Below are 16,924 nucleotides of genomic sequence, written 5' to 3'. Positions count from 1 at the left end.
GGATGACCGCGCCGTTCCTGTCCCTGGCCCAGATCCGCAACCGGCTGATCCTCACCGCCCGCGCGATCCTTCGCGACCACCGGCCCGGACCCGACGGCCGCTGCCCGATCTGCCGGACCGCAGACTGTCCGGTGTCCACCGCCGCCCGGAACGTCCTGCATGCCGCGGAGGAAGTACCGCAGCGAAGTACAGCAACCCGGCCGACCGAACCGGACCGGGACGACCCGCAGCAGGCCGGATGACCTCGGACGACACCCCATCCGACCGGCCTGCCGGCAGTTCGGGACGAAGGGTCGTCGGTTCGAATCCGGCCACCCCGACCGAGGTAGATCGGGCCAGGTGAGACACCATCTCACCTGGCCCGATACTGCAAGTGGCGCGATCCAACTCAGCGGATCACATCGATCCCTGCCGGCCTTCCGCGCCCTCGATCTGCTCGGTCGTCAGCGAAAAGCCAGCGAAGGATTCCCGGACCCGTTCGGCACCCGCCGCGAACGTGTACGTGTACGTGTACCGATCGAGTGTGGTCGAGATCTGCTCGTGCCCCATCACGCGGGCCACATCGCTGCCGTCCGTGATCAGCCAGGTTGCGTACGAGTGGCGCAGGTCGTGGAACGCGCTGAGGTGCGATGGCCGTGGGCCAATCGAAGAGGCGGAGGTGCGTGTCGCCGACCGGTTCATGCGGCGGAGTCATGTGCGACCGCCGGGCAGTTCGTGGAAGGACTGCTGTCGGGCGTGGAGCCCAAGACCTGCTGGTCCCTCGCGGAACGGGCAGGCCACGCCGACCCGCAGGCGCTCCATCGTGGGCGCTGGCCGGCTGAGGTGGAACAGGCCCACCTCCCGGTTGGCGGAGATTGAGGTTGTCTCATAGGACAGCTCGACGGCGTGCAGAGCGGCACGCTCAGCCCGCTCCTCGCGCATGACGACGGTGTCTTCGTCGCGCCCGAGAGCGGCGGCCTTGGCCGCGAGGCGATCGGCGGTAGACGGCGAACCAGGCGGGCCAATCGAAGGATTGACTGGCCACTCAGTCAGTGGTGATGATCACATCACCGGTGCTCACCTGATGCGCCAACCTTCGCCTCCCACTCGCTTCTCTCGAAGGGCGGCCCGGCATGGATACCTACTCCGAGCAAATCTCCCGCTGGACTCTCGATCATCTACCGGCGCGCATAACCGAAGCGCTCAACAGCCCTGCCGCGTTCGAGCGGCTCGCCGCCGACATGAGCCATTGCCTCGCTGCGCTGCCAGCCCGCCCGGACCACATGCCCACGCCGACATGTCGGCGACTACTCGTCGATCTCGGCTTCTGGGGCAGCGCCCTGGTGCGACTCGCACTAGTCCACAGCCGCACCGACGCTGTGCTCGATAGTACGACGGCTGGCGACCTTTCTTTCCGCCACTATTACGCCCGGCTCGCCGCCCAATCTGCTTCTGGGCACCCACCGTGGCAGTCGTTTACGTCGATCGTCATCTGGAACGTTCCTACGGTCGAGGTCCGCCTCGATGGTGACCTGCACAGCCGGTCCGAGGGCATATTCGACGGCCCACGGGTGCGTACGTGGACCGGCACTGCCAGCGAAGTGATGCTGTGGGAACTATTCAAAGTCGGCGCGACGCTCGGCTCCGCCGCCAACAGATCGCTGGACCCGATCGTTTCTGGCGCGGTGTCAGCGCTTTCGGAAGAGTCACTGTCGCGCCTGCTCGCTAGTCACGCGTTCCTACGGAGCTTTCGCCAGCGGATGGTGAACTTTGCCCGAGGGCAAGATCCACGGGGCGAATTCTCCATCGACGTTTTTGTGAACCAGATCCGGCAGTTCGGTGTTCCGTGGCAATCCAATGCGGAGGCTCCAAGCGGCCCACATGAAGTGGAGTCGCTGGCACGGGACGCCATATTCGGTATGCCACAAATCCGACACGAACAATGGCGACGAGATCGGTCCGGGTCGATGATGTCCGCTGAAGGAAAGCGCTTGGAACGGGCGGCTGACGCGCCGACACTCGCCGAGGTAATTCAGCAGAGCGTGGCCAAGACACGACCATTCGACGACCTGACCGTGTCCGTCCTGGTCGCGGCGCACGACAGTTACGATGAACGACGGAAGCTATCCGCAGCTCACTACGGGATAGCTCGCAAAATGCTGTACCGCCCGCAACGTGCGCCATCGTCGGGCCGTGCTGGCATGCCCACGCTCGCGGTCGACAACTCTCAAGGCATCACAGGAATGTCGGATCATGACGTTCAGAGGTTCGACCACGCGCGCCGCGTGAATCCGCTGGAGACCGTCTTGGCCGCGCTGCCATCCGACCAGATCAGCCATGCCCGCAGCCTTATTAAGGAGTCGTTGTCCACCCACTCTGTATCAGTCACCTTGCGGCACCCCGGCACCGCGGCATCGTGCGCCCCAGGCTTAGCCTAGGCGCTCGCTCCCGGGTGACCGCCTACACCTGGTCGTGGCGACTGGCGTGCCGCTCGATGATCCTCGCCGGTCACCACATGTGCGTGCGCCGGGTCGATGCCGGTTCGTGCTTCGGTGCGGCCGAACACGCGGGCGTGGTGGACGTCGTAGGCGGCCAAGTAGGTCAGCGCTCCGCCGCGTCCGTAGGTTCGAGCCAGCGACGCACGGTGGAGGCCGACACGAACGTGGCGATGTCTCGCGCCATGGCCTCGCGGGCCAACTCCGGGCACGACCAACGCGACAGTGGCGCGCCGGCCTCGAAGGGAAGCCGACAGGCCAGGGCCTTGACCTGGGCGACCTGCAAGGCGGTGAAGCGGGGCGGACGGCCAGCGCGCTTGCGGTCGGCTAGCCCAGTGAGTCCCAGCGCAGCGAATCGGTTCCGCCAGGTCCGCACGGTGTCCAGGTGTAATCCGGTCACACGGGCGAGCGCGTGTTGGAGCGCCCACGCGCCGCGTGCAGGATCACCTGAGCCCGCGTACGCAGCCGGTGCTCGGTCTTCTGACCGTAGGCCATCCACTTCAGCCGCTCGCGCTCGGCGGGGGTCGGGGCTATCGCACGGGCCAGGGCAACAGACAAGACAGACAGGCCAATCTGTAGAAGTGGATTTTTACCGCCCGCATTCCGGGAAGCCCTGCCTGTCGCACCCCCGGAACCCCGCCGGATCGTCCGTCAGCGGTTGACCTCGAGGTTGATCAGGAGGAGCAGGGCCCGCCGTGGCTGGTGCGCACGTCGGCATGTCCTCCCGGTCACAGCCCCGCCCGGGAGGACATGCCGCCGCTGATCGCCGCCGCTTGCCCGGGACCGCCGAACTTGGAGTACGAGCTGTCAGTCGGTGCGATAGCCGGCGATCATCGAGGCCGGGTAGCGGCTGCCTGCGGAGCCCTGGGGGAGGACCTCCCGGATACGGGCCAGGTCGGCCTCGGTGAGTTCTACGTCGGTGGCGCCGACGTTCTCCTCCAGACGTGTGGCGCTGCGGGTGCCCGGGATCGGGACGACGTCCTCGCCCTGGGCGAGCAGCCAGGCCAGGGCAAGCTGGGCGGGAGTGATGCCCTTGGTGGCGGCGAGCTTCCGGAGCTGCTCGGCGGCGTTCAGGTTGTAGGCGTAGTTCCCGCCCTGCCAGCGCTCGTCCCAGCGGCGCATGTCGCCCTCGGGATACTCGTCGGCGGGCTTGACCACGCCGGAGAGGAAGCCGCGGCCGAGCGGCGAGTACGGCACCAGGCCGATCCCCAACTCTCGCAGGACCGGCAGGATCTCGTCCTCTACTTCGCGTTCGAAGACCGAGTACTCGTACTGAAGGGCTGTGACCGGGGTGACGGCGTGGGCGCGGCGGATGTACTGCGGGCCGACGTTACTCAGGCCGAAGTACTGCACCTTGCCCTCGGTGATCAGGTCACCGACAGTGCCGGCGACCTCCTCGACCGGTACGTCGGGGTCGGAGATGTGCTGGTAGAAGAGGTCGATGCAGTCGGTCTGGAGGTAGCGCAGGCTGTTCTCGGCGACCTTGCGGATGTTCTCCGGGCGGCTGTTGACGCCGCTCCCCAGCGTCTTGCTGGTCATGTCGAAGCCGAACTTGGTGGCCAGGACGACCTCGTCACGGAAGTCCTTGACTGCGCTGCCGAGCAGCGTCTCGTTGCTGCCGGTGCCTTGGCCGTACAGCTCGGCGGTGTCGAAGAAGTCGACTCCGAGTTCGTGGGCGCGGCGGATGGTGGAGATGCCGTCCTCGTCGTTCGAGGGGCCGTAGGCCAGGGACATCCCCATCACGCCCAGTCCGAGCGCGGAGACGCGCAGTCCCTGCTGTCCCAGGGTGCGGTGCTGCATGAGATCGCTCCTCGTGTCATATCGGCAGCCCATAGCTGACCAAACCAAACTGTTCGGTGTGAACCTACGCCTGCCTGGAGTACAACGCAAAACCGAACGGTTCGGTCGCCTATCCTTGGCTCATGCCTCGCTCCACCAACCCTGGCCAGACCTCGGACGCCGCCATCGCGGGCGACTCCACGCGCCAGCGGATCGTCGCCGCAGCCAAGGAGGAGTTCGCCCGGCACGGGATCGCCGGCGCCCGCGTGGACCGCATCGCCAAGCAGGCCAGGACGAGCAAGGAACGTATCTACGCCTACTTCCGCAGCAAGGAGGCCCTTTACGCGCACGTCGCCGAACGCGAGACGACCGCACTCGTCGAGGCCACTCAGCTGGATCCGGCCAACCTGCCCGGTTATGCCGGCATCCTCTTCGACCACTTCACGGCCCGTCCGGACCACTACCGCCTGATCATGTGGGGCCGCCTGGAGCTGGCCGAGCCCGCAGACAACACCACCAACCCCCTCCAGGCCACGATCGCCGGCAAGCTCGACCAACTCCGCGACGCACAGCGCATCGGGCTGCTCGACCCGGCCTGGGACCCGGTCGACGTCCTCGCCCTGATCAACCAGATCGCCATGACCTGGGCAGGTCAGCCCGAAATCGCCGCCGCTGCCGCAGACCAGGCCGTGGACCCCTCCATCGCCGCCCGCCGCGCCGCACTGGTGACCGCCGTCGAGCGCATGTTCCCTCGCTCGAACTGAGAACAACGCCCGCCAGGCGGCGGCGTCACGGTAGCGCCACCAGTACAAGACGGAGAGCTTGAGACTGAGGTGTGCCGCAGTCGTGGCGACAAGATCCGGAACAAGCGCGGAATGATCAAGGTCGCCGCTGAGAGAACGTCAGGTGTATGTCCTGGCAGCAGACCCGCCCGTCGGTTCGAATCCGGCCACCCCGACCAGGTGAGAGGGCACATCCGCTCGATGGATCTGCCCTCTAGTGCTTTGTGCAGCTGCGCAGGCCGAACACCAGGAGCAGGTGGCTGCGGGCCGACCCGGGGGGCTTGACAATGGCGACAGGATGCGACTGTGACCCACCTGTCCTCGGTACGGCCAGACAACCTCGGTGCTCGATCTGCATCAGGCGGGAAGAAGGGCCCAGCGGTATGGGTGATCGCTGTCGCTGCATGCACCGTAGGAGCCTTCAGCATTTTCTGCGCCGGCCTTTGGTCGTACGCGAACCATGACCGCCCGGAGCTGATCGACAACCCGCCGGTCAGAGAGACGGCGGAGAGCGCCTGTGCCACCATGCAAGCTGCCGTGGTAGCGAAGGCCGTACCGCCTAGTGCTGCCCTCGACGTCAGAATCCGCGCTGTCAGGGAGCAGAACGCTGCGGTGGCTGCCATGGTGGCACAGGTGCGAAGCTTGGGAAGCAGCCGGCTGGACGATGACCGTCCGACCGCCGCATGGCTTGCCGACTGGGAAACCCTCGTTGAGACCCGCGACCAGTACGCCAATGACCTGTCCGCCGGCCGCAGACCGCACTTCCTGGTGCCGACCGTCGACGGAGTTCCGATCATTGAACGCATGAACGACGTAGATCTGGTTTGCGAGGTGCCACCGCAGCTTGTGGATCTTCGTTAACCGACCCGGTGCTCCTTAGCGCATGACCGCCGTGCCCGCCTCGTTGACCGGCACTGCCACCCTCAGCGGCCCATCCGGTCGAGGTTCGGAAGGGGCCGCTCGGCCACTACCCTTGCGGCCGCGTCGTAGCCGACGAGCGTCGGCGGGTCGACGCGCTCGTCAGCCAGGTACCAGAAGAAGAACTGGCCCTCGGCGAGCAGTGCCGGCCGCATGGTCCCGTCGGCCAGCCGCAGCTCAGCCCGTGTCGCGCCGCCTGCGGCCGCCCACATGGTGTGTATCCCGCGGACGTCCGACGACCCGCCGATTCTGTGGAACGGCCCACTGCCGCTGCCGCGATCGCGGTCGGACTTCCTTTCACAGCTCCCGCCGGCTAGCCGGAAGTCCGTCGGGGCGGGCCGGTCGAGAGGACCGGGCGACTCGAACATCGGCGCGATGCAGGTGGTGCCGTCCTCGCTCCGGGCGGACCAGACCGACAGGACCGTGCCGTCCGGCCCCGGTGCCTGGGCCACCCGCCGCGCCGTCTGGACGTCCACCGCACCACCGGTCTCCTTGGCCCAGAACGAGAGCGGCCCGATGAACGAGTCCGGCAGCAGCCCGCCCGCCGTGGCGATACCCGCGCCCGACGTGAGAAGCCCGGCGGTCAGCGCGGCGGTGAGCAGCAACCGTCGCCGGCGCGGCCGTACTCGGACTGGCGGTGGCGAGTCGGCGGTGGCCTGCAGCAGGCGTTCCAGCGCCGTGTCTCGCGCGGCGGCGGGCCAGCAGTTGGCGACCGTGGTCGCCGGCCGCAGCTTCTCAAGGGTGGTGAGTTTGCTCTGCCCGGTCATGCGGTGCCTCCTCCGGAGAATGGCAGTGGTCTAGGGGTGGTGTCGGTGTGCGGCGGTGCGTCCGCCTCGCCTACGGCCTGCAACCGTCGCCGCGCGCGGTAGAGGCGTACGTGGAAGGCGGGCAGCGAGCAGCCCGCCACCGTCGCCGCCTGCCTGGGCGTCAGCCCGTCCCAGGCGACCAGCAGCAGCGCCTCCCGTTCCCTGGGTGTCAGTGCCGCCAGCCGGGCCAGCACGGCCGCGCGTTCGGTGGCGAGCACGTCGGCTGCGGCGGCTGGCTCGGCGACCTGCCGGAGCCGTTCCAACTCCGTGGCCAGCCGCACCTGTCGGTGTCCGGACCGGCGCAGATTGCCGATCGTGTTGCGGGCGACCACGATCAACCAGGGCAAGGGGTCGTCCGGGACGCTCGCCAGCCGGCGCCAGGCCACCAGAAACGTCTCCGACACCACGTCCTGGGCGGTGTCGGAGTCGAGATGCCGCAACGCGTACGCCATGACGCGGGGGGCGTACTCGGTCCACAGCGCCACGAACCGCTGTTCGTCTTCGCTCACACCATGTACTGTCCGGCCGGTTCGGAGAACTTACGTGCAGGTGGGCCGCTTACCATCTCCTCGGCTGATGGAGCCAGGCATCGACAGAGGCATGGAACGGCCGGCCGCTGCGCTTCTCGGCCGGGCGAGACGAGATCGGCGGTCGCCACGTTGCTGCCGCGGTTGCGGGCGTACCACTCGGGCAGGCTGCGGGAGAACGTCCTGTCACCGACCATGACCCGCAGTGTCTGGAGCGTTGCGGGGTCACTGTCGTATGACGGTCAGGCGCGCTCGAAGGTGAGGTCGAAATCCTTCCGCCAGGACTTGCCCCCGTCCTCGGAGGCTTCCCAACGGCCGAGGATTCGGTCCTTCTCGACGTCGGCGGCGAAGCGCTGGTGGAAGTCCGGGTCCGCACGGGTCATCGTCCAGTGCTCGCCGTCGAAGGTCATCGAGAACTCGCGGCAGACGCCGCGGTCGTCCTGGTAGAGCACGACAAACCGATCGTTCGCATCGCTGCGTCCGAGGACGAGACTCATCTCGGAATGCGCGTGCCCGCCCCCGCCGAACTCCGACCGCGCGACCAGGAGCGACTCCCCGAGCCACCCGATGGTGGTGGTGCCCGGCACCTCGGCGCCCGGCGGTTCGAGGAACCAGGCGTCCGAGATCGTGTTCGTCCATTCGCCGACAAGCCCGCTGAGCTTCGCCATCTCGGTGTTACGCATCGATTCCTCCGATCAATCCGACGCTACTCGATGCCTCGGCGGCCAGGTCAGCGCACGGCTCTCGGGTGCGAGGGGCCCTCGCGTGCCCGTCCCTGTGCCGGTGATTCCCTCTGTCCACAGGCTGAAGACGACAGAGCCCATCGCCTGCGGGTCTGACACGATCGGAGCCATGCACCCCTTTCAGCACTTTCTTCTTCCCGGATTCAACCAGGTGGCTGCGGACACCTGGGCCAACGACGAGCGGGTCGTGATCCAGCCGGTCTTCTTCAACCTGGTTCCCGACCTCCCCGCCGCCCTCACCGACCTGACCGCACTCCGGAAGGGGTTGGCGAAGATGACCGCCGGCCAGGGTGGCGCGCTGATCGAGGCCGACGTCGTGTCGGTCGGCGGCCAGCCGGCACTCCGCCAGGTCATCAAGGTCAAGCTGCCGAACCAGCCCCACGGCCAGGCCTTCCTGGGCAGCTACATCGTGCCGAAGGCCGCGTGCAGCGCGGTGCTGCGGGTGCAGGCCGCCGAGAGCGGGATGACCGGCCAGCGGGAAGCGCTGGTGATGGCCAAGGTCGGCCCCGCGAGCTACTTCCGGCCCCACCCGTACGGGCCGGAGGGCGAGGGCGGCCTGCCGTCGCACGTCGCCGACGACCCGGCGTACGACGCCCAGTTCCCGCAGCACCCGCTGACCCGGGTACGCCAGGTGCTGGCCCAGCTCGCGCAGCAGGTCGAGCTGCATCCCGGCTTCGCCGCGCTGCCGCCCTTCGCCCCCTGAGGTCACAGTCGGTCCCGTCAAGGTGTCTGACCGATCACCGAAAGTCTGTTGTCCACGGCGCATCCAGCGAGTTTGATATCTGCACCATCGCGCCCGAGTGATGGACAGATACCAGGAGGACCAAATCACGGTGAGGAACGTCCGGCCACCTCGTGGCCCTGTCGGGGCGCTCGCCCTGCTGCTCACTGCCACCGGGCTCGTCGTCACGACGGCCGGTGCCGCCACCGCGGCACCACACTACGAACGGCCCCCGTCGGTCCAGGTCGGTTGGACCGATTCGGCCACGCCGGACAAGGCGTACCAGGTAGGCGAGACGCACTTCCCGCTCGGCGCGTGGCAGGACGAATCGGGTCAGGCCCGGGTGTCCCGCGTCTACGCGACGTTCGACCTGTCCGCGTTCGAGGGTAAGAAGGTCTACGGTGGCTCCGTCTTCATCCAGGAGCAGAGCGCTGCCGACTGCACCAAGCGGGCGATCGAGATCTGGCGTACCAAGCCGGTCGGCGCCACCCCCACCTGGAACACCGCGCCGGCCCCGCTGAGCAAGATCGACGAGGTTCTCACCACGGGCTTCTGCCCTGCCTCGCTCACCTTCGACGTGGGTGCGGCGCTGCGGGACGCGGCGGCCAACCGGCAGCGCCGGGTGACCTTCGAGATCCGGGTGCCCGCGCAGCACGAGGCCGACCCGAGCTACGGCCGGCGGCTGAACTGGTACCGGAGCGTGCTGGCCACCGTGCAGTACAACTCCCTGCCGACGGTGGACAACGCCCGCCTCTACAACGGCGGCTTCCCGTGCACGCAGCTGAAGCCGTATCCCCGCATCGGTGGAACCGCCCACGTCATCCAGGTGGTGGGTAACGACGCGGACGACTCGGACCAGCGCGCGTTGCGTACCGAGGTGGCGCTCTGGCCGACCGGGGACAGCGCGGCCCGCACGGTCTTCACCTCCGAGCACGGCTCCGCCGGCCGGGCGAACACGATCAGGCTGCCCGAGGGCACCCTGGTCGACGGCCAGACGTACGCCTGGCAGGCCCGCGTCGGCGATGGTGCGGACCTCTCCGCCTGGTCGAAGAAGTGCTACTTCCGGTACGACGCCACGAGGCCGCCGACACCGACGGTCACCTCGTCCAACTACCCTCGTTGGGAAGGCTCCGCCCAGACTCCCAAGGGTGTCCCCGGGATCTTCACCTTCTCCGGGAACGGCAAGAAGGACGTCGCCGGATTCGAGTACTCCTGGAGCGGACTCGGTGTCCCGGGGGTCTGTGAGTACAGCGGCGACGCCGGTCAGCTGGTCTGCCGGGACCCGTTCAGCCGACCCAACACCGTCCGGGCGGACACCCCGGGCGGGACGGCGACGGTGTCGCTCAGCCCGACCGGCAGTGGCCCGCAGCGGCTGACCGTCCGTGCCCTCGATTCGGCCGGCAACGCCTCCGCCGAGCACGTGTACGAGGTGTTCGTACCCTCGGCCGAACCCGAGGTCACGGTGGAGAACGGGCCGCCGGTGTGGGGGCAGGAGATCCTGCTCCGGTTCCGGCCGCGCGACGGTGTGACCGGTGTCGTGGAGTACGAGGTCGTCCTGGACTCCGGTGAGGCCGAGACGCGGACGGCCGAGGAGGACGGCACCGCCTACTTCCGCTTCACCGCGACCGACGTGGACGGCCACCAGGTCAAGGTACGCAGCAGGAGCGGCAACGGCTTCGTCTCCCCGTGGACGACCTGGAGCCACGTCTTCCTCCCCTGGCCGGGGGTGAGGTCCGAGGTCTACCCGTCCACCGGCGAACCGTCCGGTGGAGTCGGGGTGCCGGGGTCCTTCACCTTCTCGCGACCGCCGGGCGGCACCGACGTGACGGCGTACCGCTACGCCTTCGACGACGCCGAGCCGACCGAGGTGGCGGCCGACGCGAACGGGGAGGCCACCATCACCTGGACGCCGAGCACCAGTGGTTGGTGCACCCTGACCGTCTACGCGGTCCGGGCGGACGGCTCGCAGTACGACTATGCGAACTGGTACTCGTTCCAGGTGGCGGAGAGCACCCCCTGACCTCGATCGACCGGGCCGGGGCGGGCCGCTGTCGTGGCACCGCTCCCCGTCCGGTCCGGTGACGGCGAACGGGCCCCGGAGCAGCTGCTCCGGGGCCCGTTGTGGTGCCGACGGTCAGGCGACCTCGGCCGTGGTACGGATCCGGTCCAGCGCCGGCGCGGCAATCGGCGAGCTGGCCTTCAGGTACGCGATCAGCGCGTCCAGGTCGATCATGCCGGTGACCGCGTTGGTGCCCTGCGGCAGGACGCTGAACCCGTCACCGCCGCCGGCCAGGAAGCTGTTCACCGTGATCCGGTAGGTAGCGGCGGTGTCGACCGCCGTACCGCCGATGGTGAGGCTGCCCCGGACGACCCGGGTGCCGGCGCACGGGTCGCCGGCCGGCGCGGTGGTGCCGTTCACGTCGACGACGTAGCGGACGGACGCCGACGGGTAGAGGGTGCGGCCCACCGTGAACTGCTGCTCCAGCATGCAGTAGAGCTGCGCACCGGTCAGGTCGAGGGTGGTCAGGTTGTTGGCGAACGGCTGGACCGTGAACGCCTCCTCGTACGTCACCTGACCGGCGTCGATGTCGGCCCGGACACCGCCCGGGTTCATGAACGCGGCGACCGCGTTCTGCTCGGTGTCGGTGGCGGCGAACTGCGCGTCGGCGATCACGTTGCCCATGGTGGACTCGCCCAGGGTCGTGCCGTACAGGGTCTCCTGGGCGCGGGTCAGCGGGCCGCTGGTGGTGCCGACGACCTGGCCGGCGATCGGGCCGAGGACCTCCTTGTAGCGGGTGATCAGCTCGGTCTGCGCCCGGTCCTTGGCGACGTCCCGGGTGACCACGACGTTCTCCGCCTTCATGGTGAGCACGTCACCACTCCGCCGGTCGATCTTCAGGTCGATGTCGGTGACCAGCCGGCCGAACGAGCTGGCGCTGGTGACCAGCTTGCCGTTCACCTCGCAGTTGTACGCCTGGTGGGTGTGACCGCTGACCACGACGTCGATCGACCGGTCCATCCGCTTGGCGATGTCCACGACCGGGCCGCTGAAGTCGACGCAGTCGTTGATGCCGCCGGAACCGGCCTGGTTGCCGCCCTCGTGCAGCAGGACGACGATGGTCTGCACGCCCCGGCGACGCAGCTCGGCGGCGTACCGGTTGGCGGTCAGCGCCTCGTCGGCGAAGGTCAGGCCGGCGGTGCCCTCCCGGCTGACGATGTCCGGGGTGCCCTCCAGCGTCATGCCGATGAAGCCGATCTTCACGCCGTCCACCTTGTGGATGGCGTACGGGGGCAGCAGCGGCTTGCCGGTCGAGGTCTTGAACGCGTTGGCCGACAGGTACTGGAAGCCGGCTCCCTGGTACGGGGTGCCGTCGGCGCAGCCGTCGACCGGGTGGCAGCCGCCGTTCTGGATCCGCAGCAGCTCGGCGGGGCCCTCGTCGAACTCGTGGTTGCCGACGCTGGCGTAGTCGAGCCCGGCCAGCGACAGCGCCTCGATGGTCGGCTCGTCGTGGAACGCGGCGGAGAGCAGCGGCGACGCGCCGATCAGGTCACCGGCGGCGACGGTGACGGTGTTCTTGTGCTTCCTGCTCTCCTGGCGGAGCTGCTTGAGGTAGGTCGCCAGGTATTCGGCACCGCCCGCGGTCTGCCCGGCGATGGTGCCGCTGGAGCCGCTCGGCGGCTCCAGGTTGCCGTGGAAGTCGTTGAGGGCGAGCAACTTGACGTCGACCGGTTTCGGGCCGACCGGGTGGGCCTGGGTGGGGGTCGCGGCAACCGCGCTCAGCGCTGCCGCGGTGAGTGCGGCCAGACCGAGCGCGGTCCGGCGGCGCATCCCGGAGACGGACATGGAACTCCTCGTGAGGGTCGGTGCGTGGGGCCGGGCGCGGTACCGTCCGGCTGCCCTGATCCGTACCGTTGCAGTGATCGCTCGCAGGGTGCGGCGCGGGGGTCGCGGTCCTGCCGGGACAGCCTCTCATCCGCGCCGCGATCGGTCGACCGGACGAGTACAACGGAGCTTCGGATACGTTCGGCAACCTCAGCCGGTCGGACGGACGGTTCCGGCATGACGGCCGGGTGAACGGGTGTCCCGGCGGGGGTGCCCCGCGCCGCGGAAGCGGTGGCCGGCGGGTCGTGACCGACGGTTGTCGTACCGTCGGGGTAGGAATGGTGGGTGACCACGACGAACCGGCCGGTGCAGACGGCGCGTTCCGCCGACGGCACCCCGATTGCCTACGAGCCCTCCGGGGAGGGGCCTCCGATCGTGCTGGTCGGTGGCGCCTTCAACGACCGCACGACCGCGCAGCCGCTGGCCGCCGCCCTGGCCCCGCACTTCACGGCGTACACCTACGACCGTCGGGGGCGCGGCGACAGCGGCGACACCGCGCCGTACTCGGCCGACCGGGAGGTCGACGACCTCGCGGCACTGATCGACGCGGCCGGCGGCTCGGCGTACGTCTACGGGCTCTCCTCGGGAGCGATCCTCGCCGCCCGGGCCGCCGCCCAGGGGCTGGCGATCACCGGTCTCGCCCTCTTCGAGCCGCCGTACGCGGTGGACGGGCGCGCCGGCTCCCGGCCGGACCTCGCCGCCGCGCTGGCCGAGCTGGTCGCGGCGGACCGCCGTACGGAGGCCGTGGAACTCTTCATGACCTCGGCGGTGGGACTGCCCGACGAGGCGGTCGCCGGGATGCGGCACGACCCGAGCTGGTCGTTCCTGGAGCGGATGGCGCACACCCTGGTGTACGACACCACCATCACCGGCGACGGCACCCTCCCCCGGGACGAGCTGGCCGCGATCACGGCACCGACTCTGGTGGTGGACAGCACGGCGAGCCCGGACTGGCTGCGGCAGGCGACCCAGCGCACGGCCGAGGCGGTTCCCGGGGCCCGGCGGCTCAGCATGGCGGGCGGGTATCACGAGGTGCCCCCGGCCGACCTCGCCGTCGAACTACGCCGGTTCTTTCTCGGCTGATCGACGCGAGCGGAGGCGGCCCGACGGTCCGGCGCACAGCCGGCGGTCCGGACGCACGATCGACGCGGTCCGGGTGAGGGCCGCCGCGCCGGCCTCCCGTCAGAGCCGGCGCGGCGGTGGCTTTCGGTCGGTCAGCGGCAGGCGTAGCTGCCGCCCAGGCCGTGGTACGGCCGGGCCGGGTTCTCGATGACGGGATCGCCGCCATCGTCGAACGAGCCGAAGCGGCCGGCGTCCCGCTGGTCGCGGGCTGCCAGGTCGCGCAGCGCCCAACGCCCTGCGGAAGGCATGCGCCTGTTGATGGGAAGGTTCTCGTCGTTCAGGCTGCTGTTCACGATTCCCCCACATTCCGAGAGCCAGCGACGGTCCTGCCGGCACGGGATCCCACGTTTCCGTGAGAATGCCTGAGGCTATCGATGGTGATACCAGTCGTGGACATCGAGAAAGCTGCAAGGGCAAGTAACAACTGGCCGGTTGATCAACCACAACCGAACGGACCACACAACTCAAACGATCGGCGCATGCCTATGCACTGAGGGTGATCGCACAGGTCGGCACCGGTGAACATCAGCGATTCCGCCCACCGGCCAGCGAGAAAGGGCCGATCGGCGGGAGATGTGACCACGCCGACATCCCCGGCAGCGGGATTCGGTGTGCGATTCCGGGAAAATGCACAGGCGGGCACAGCCTCGTCGTTGTTGCGTCCGGGACACGCCCACCACCGGCGCCGATGCGTCGCGCCGTTCCCGCCCGCCGAGTACGCGGCGACCGTCCACCGCGACCACGGGTGTCGACTGTGGACACCCGGCGGTACGACGCTACACCGCGCCACCCGACCCGGTCCACGTTCCCGCCGTCGCGTGTCGGACCGTCGCCGTCAGGTCGGCCGGATCCCACCGTCCGGCCACCCCGGGGCGTGCCGCGAGGTAGTCGACGATCCGGCCGACGGCCCAGCCGTGTGACTCGGCGAGCCCGGCGGCGAGCAGGCCGAGGTAGGCCGCAGCGGGCGGATTCCACGGGACGTCGCCGGCCCGCCAGGGCGCGGTGAACGTCAGCAGCGGGTACCCCTCCCGGTGGCCGGCGCAGACCAGCGTCTCGTACCGACCCGGCCCGACCACCACCGAACCCCGCTCGACGGCGACGGCCAACGCCGCCAGGTCCGCGCCCGGCGGGCGGTACATCTCCTGCGCGGCGACGTCGGCGAACTGCCCGGAGGTGAGCAGGTAGGCCCGGGCCGCGACCATGCCCGGCAGCGCCGGGTCGTAGAAGGCCATCCCGCCGGTCCAGGCCCGCGACTCGCCGGTGAAGTAGACCCCGCCGGGCAGAAACACCGGGACGTCGCGGCGGGGCGGCCGGCGGTCCCGGCAACCCGGGTACGTCCGCAGCCCACCGGGTGGCCGACCACCACCGAGGTAGCAGCCGAGCCGGGCGGCGTGCAGGTTCGAGCCGTAGGCGACATACCACACCAGGTCCGACGACACCGACACCTCCCGGTCGGCCCAGGGTATCCACAGCCCACGTCCACAGCCTGTGGATAGAACGTGTGTACGAGCACCGGGACCCCCGGCTGGGCCTGGGTAACCTTGGTCGTGCGGCTGATGGCCGCTCACCCGCCCCCGACCTGGAACGACGCCCACGTGGACCTGGACCGAGTCATCCGTGACGTCACGGTGCGCCTGCCGATGGCGTCCACCGCGGTCGAGGCGTGCCAGTGGGTCGTCAGCACCCTCTCCCGGTACGCCCCGGCGACCATCTCCGTCCTGCTCCAGGTCCACGACCGGCTGCGCTGCGTCGCGGCGACCGGATCCTGGCAGGTCTACGCCACCGTGCCACCGAAGGCGGGCATCGTCGGCCGGGTCTACGCCTCGGGCACCGGGGTCACCGTGGCCCGGGTCGCCGACGACCCGGACTACCTGCCCGTCCGACCGGACGTGACCGCCGAGATCTGCGTACCGGTGGTCGACCCGGCGGGACGGCCACTGGGTGTGCTGGACCTCCAGTGGTGCGAGCCGGTGGAGCTGGGGCCGTGGCGGGAGACCGCCGAACGGATCGCCACCCGACTCGGCGCGCGGATCGTGGCGTTGGGCGGCCCGCCGGCCGAGACACGCGGCGAGAAGATGCTCCGGCACGCTGCCGCGCTGACCGCCGCACCGACCGAGTGGGACCTGTTGACCACGGCTATCCGCGCGGCCCGGGACGTCTCCACGCTCTCCGCGGCCGTGCTGGTCCTGCCCGGCCCGGACGGCCCCCGGCTCGGAGCCCCGCCCCGCGCGCCCGGCGAACTGGAGGGCCGGGTGCGGGCCGAACTGGTCGAGGCGGGCCCGGAACCGCTGGGCCGGATGATGAGCCGGGCACACCGGTACGGTGCCGGCTACACCCTGGGCGAGGCGGGACACCCGCCGACCGAGGAGCACCAGCCGCTGGCCCGGGCCGGCGTCCGCACGTTGATCACCGTGCCGTTCGGACCGCCCGACGCCGGTGGCGTCCTGCTGGTGGCCGACGAGCGGCTGCTCCAACCGGACCCGACCACGGTCAACCTGATCGAGTTGCTGGCCGGGCAGGCGTGGACCTCCCTGGACCGGCTGCGCACCGTGGCCCGGTTACGCGAGCGGGCCAGCTCCGACCCGCTCACCGGGCTGCGGCACACCGGGCCGTTCGGCGAGCGGATCGCCACGGCCACGCCGGGGCGTACCGCCCTGCTGGCGATCGACGTGGACGGCTTCAAGAGCGTCAACGACACGTACGGCCACCAGGCGGGCGACCAGTTGCTGGTCGGGCTGGCCCGGGCCCTGGAGGCGGCGCTCCGCCAGGGAGACGAGCTGTACCGGATCGGCGGGGACGAGTTCGTGGCGGTGCTCGAGGTGAGCCGCCCGGACGAGGCGGTCCGGATCGCCGAGCGGCTCACCCAGGCGGCCCGGGGCACCGGCCAGACGATCAGCGTCGGAGTGGCCCTCCCCCGGCCCGGCGAGTCCCCCGAGTCGACGCTGCGCCGCGCCGACCAGGCCCTCTACGCGGTCAAGCGCCGGGGGCGCGACGGCGTACAGCTCGCCGCCGCCTAGCGACGGCTCGCCGCCCTGAGGTGGTGGCAGGGTGGTAGCTGAGGTGGTAGCAGGGGACCCCTGCTCATCAAAAAGCGGTAACAGGGGTCCCCTGCTACCACCTGGCGGAGCCCCGGCGGGCGGTGTCCACTGCCCAGCGGTGCAGGGCCCGG

Annotated in this window: 17 protein-coding genes; 8 read left to right on the top strand and 9 right to left on the bottom strand. The window is 69.7% G+C overall.

Features of this window, described 5'->3' with window-relative positions:
* Positions 1-2 precede the first annotated feature (2 nt).
* Complete coding sequence (locus GA0070618_RS11950; RefSeq protein WP_088981696.1) at positions 3-242, top strand: hypothetical protein; 240 nt, start codon at positions 3-5, stop codon at positions 240-242.
* A gap of 154 nt (positions 243-396) precedes the next feature.
* On the opposite strand, the gene GA0070618_RS11945 is transcribed toward GA0070618_RS11950, so the two are convergent.
* Entirely contained in the window at positions 397-681 is a 285-nt protein-coding gene (locus GA0070618_RS11945; protein ID WP_231931713.1) for a tyrosine-type recombinase/integrase, read from the bottom strand.
* Between the two features lie 431 nt (positions 682-1,112).
* Between GA0070618_RS11945 and GA0070618_RS33445 the strand changes: the two genes are divergently transcribed.
* Positions 1,113-2,417, top strand: a complete 1,305-nt coding sequence (locus GA0070618_RS33445) for a hypothetical protein (RefSeq protein WP_143740335.1) — start codon at positions 1,113-1,115, stop codon at positions 2,415-2,417.
* A gap of 163 nt (positions 2,418-2,580) precedes the next feature.
* Here the strand turns inward: GA0070618_RS33445 and GA0070618_RS35525 are convergent, their stop codons facing one another.
* Together GA0070618_RS35525 and GA0070618_RS11930 are read right to left on the bottom strand one after the other, a co-directional pair.
* The gene (locus GA0070618_RS35525) at positions 2,581-2,874 is read right to left on the bottom strand and encodes a helix-turn-helix domain-containing protein (RefSeq protein ID WP_197701753.1); all 294 of its coding nucleotides are present in this window, start codon (positions 2,872-2,874) and stop codon (positions 2,581-2,583) included.
* A gap of 407 nt (positions 2,875-3,281) precedes the next feature.
* Entirely contained in the window at positions 3,282-4,274 is a 993-nt protein-coding gene (locus GA0070618_RS11930; RefSeq protein WP_088981695.1) for an aldo/keto reductase, read from the bottom strand.
* A gap of 122 nt (positions 4,275-4,396) precedes the next feature.
* Here GA0070618_RS11930 and GA0070618_RS11925 point away from each other — a divergent pair, with 122 nt between their 5' ends.
* Positions 4,397-5,017, top strand: coding sequence for a TetR family transcriptional regulator (locus GA0070618_RS11925; protein WP_088981694.1), 621 nt, complete (start codon positions 4,397-4,399; stop codon positions 5,015-5,017).
* A gap of 324 nt (positions 5,018-5,341) precedes the next feature.
* The gene (locus tag GA0070618_RS11920) at positions 5,342-5,896 is read left to right on the top strand and encodes a hypothetical protein (RefSeq protein WP_143740334.1); all 555 of its coding nucleotides are present in this window, start codon (positions 5,342-5,344) and stop codon (positions 5,894-5,896) included.
* A gap of 62 nt (positions 5,897-5,958) precedes the next feature.
* Here the strand turns inward: GA0070618_RS11920 and GA0070618_RS11915 are convergent, their stop codons facing one another.
* From GA0070618_RS11915 to GA0070618_RS11905, 3 genes are all read right to left on the bottom strand, one after another.
* Complete coding sequence (locus GA0070618_RS11915; RefSeq protein ID WP_088981692.1) at positions 5,959-6,720, bottom strand: hypothetical protein; 762 nt, start codon at positions 6,718-6,720, stop codon at positions 5,959-5,961.
* Positions 6,717-7,268: an RNA polymerase sigma factor gene (locus GA0070618_RS11910; RefSeq protein WP_197701752.1), complete on the bottom strand. Its 552-nt coding sequence runs from the start codon at positions 7,266-7,268 to the stop codon at positions 6,717-6,719. Before GA0070618_RS11910 ends, GA0070618_RS11915 begins: the two co-directional genes overlap by 4 nt.
* Positions 7,269-7,528: 260 nt before the next feature.
* The gene (locus GA0070618_RS11905; protein WP_088981691.1) at positions 7,529-7,969 is read right to left on the bottom strand and encodes a hypothetical protein; all 441 of its coding nucleotides are present in this window, start codon (positions 7,967-7,969) and stop codon (positions 7,529-7,531) included.
* A 169-nt stretch (positions 7,970-8,138) separates the two neighbouring features.
* On the opposite strand from GA0070618_RS11905, the gene GA0070618_RS11900 reads away from it, so the two are divergent.
* Complete coding sequence (locus tag GA0070618_RS11900; protein WP_088981690.1) at positions 8,139-8,732, top strand: hypothetical protein; 594 nt, start codon at positions 8,139-8,141, stop codon at positions 8,730-8,732.
* A gap of 130 nt (positions 8,733-8,862) precedes the next feature.
* Positions 8,863-10,770: a hypothetical protein gene (locus GA0070618_RS11895; protein ID WP_088981689.1), complete on the top strand. Its 1,908-nt coding sequence runs from the start codon at positions 8,863-8,865 to the stop codon at positions 10,768-10,770.
* A gap of 114 nt (positions 10,771-10,884) precedes the next feature.
* Here the strand turns inward: GA0070618_RS11895 and GA0070618_RS11890 are convergent, their stop codons facing one another.
* Entirely contained in the window at positions 10,885-12,594 is a 1,710-nt protein-coding gene (locus GA0070618_RS11890; protein ID WP_088981688.1) for a bifunctional metallophosphatase/5'-nucleotidase, read from the bottom strand.
* 324 nt (positions 12,595-12,918) lie between these two features.
* Between GA0070618_RS11890 and GA0070618_RS11885 the strand changes: the two genes are divergently transcribed.
* Entirely contained in the window at positions 12,919-13,716 is a 798-nt protein-coding gene (locus tag GA0070618_RS11885; RefSeq protein WP_197701751.1) for an alpha/beta fold hydrolase, read from the top strand.
* A 131-nt stretch (positions 13,717-13,847) separates the two neighbouring features.
* Here GA0070618_RS11885 and GA0070618_RS11880 read toward each other — a convergent pair whose 3' ends face one another.
* Both GA0070618_RS11880 and GA0070618_RS11875 read right to left on the bottom strand, forming a co-directional pair.
* Positions 13,848-14,048: a hypothetical protein gene (locus tag GA0070618_RS11880; RefSeq protein ID WP_088981687.1), complete on the bottom strand. Its 201-nt coding sequence runs from the start codon at positions 14,046-14,048 to the stop codon at positions 13,848-13,850.
* A 483-nt stretch (positions 14,049-14,531) separates the two neighbouring features.
* Positions 14,532-15,194 carry a histone deacetylase gene (locus tag GA0070618_RS11875; RefSeq protein WP_231931712.1) on the bottom strand — a complete coding sequence of 221 codons (663 nt, stop codon included), beginning with the start codon at positions 15,192-15,194 and terminating at the stop codon, positions 14,532-14,534.
* 156 nt (positions 15,195-15,350) lie between these two features.
* Here GA0070618_RS11875 and GA0070618_RS11870 point away from each other — a divergent pair, with 156 nt between their 5' ends.
* A complete protein-coding gene (locus tag GA0070618_RS11870; protein ID WP_088985469.1) occupies positions 15,351-16,772 on the top strand; it encodes a GGDEF domain-containing protein in 1,422 nt (473 codons plus the stop codon).
* Positions 16,773-16,924: the final 152 nt, after the last annotated feature.

It is taken from the genome of Micromonospora echinospora (assembly GCF_900091495.1).
Classification (GTDB): domain Bacteria; phylum Actinomycetota; class Actinomycetes; order Mycobacteriales; family Micromonosporaceae; genus Micromonospora; species Micromonospora echinospora.
The sequence above is the reverse complement of the archived record's forward strand: the minus strand, read 5'-3'. Positions and strand labels throughout refer to the sequence as shown.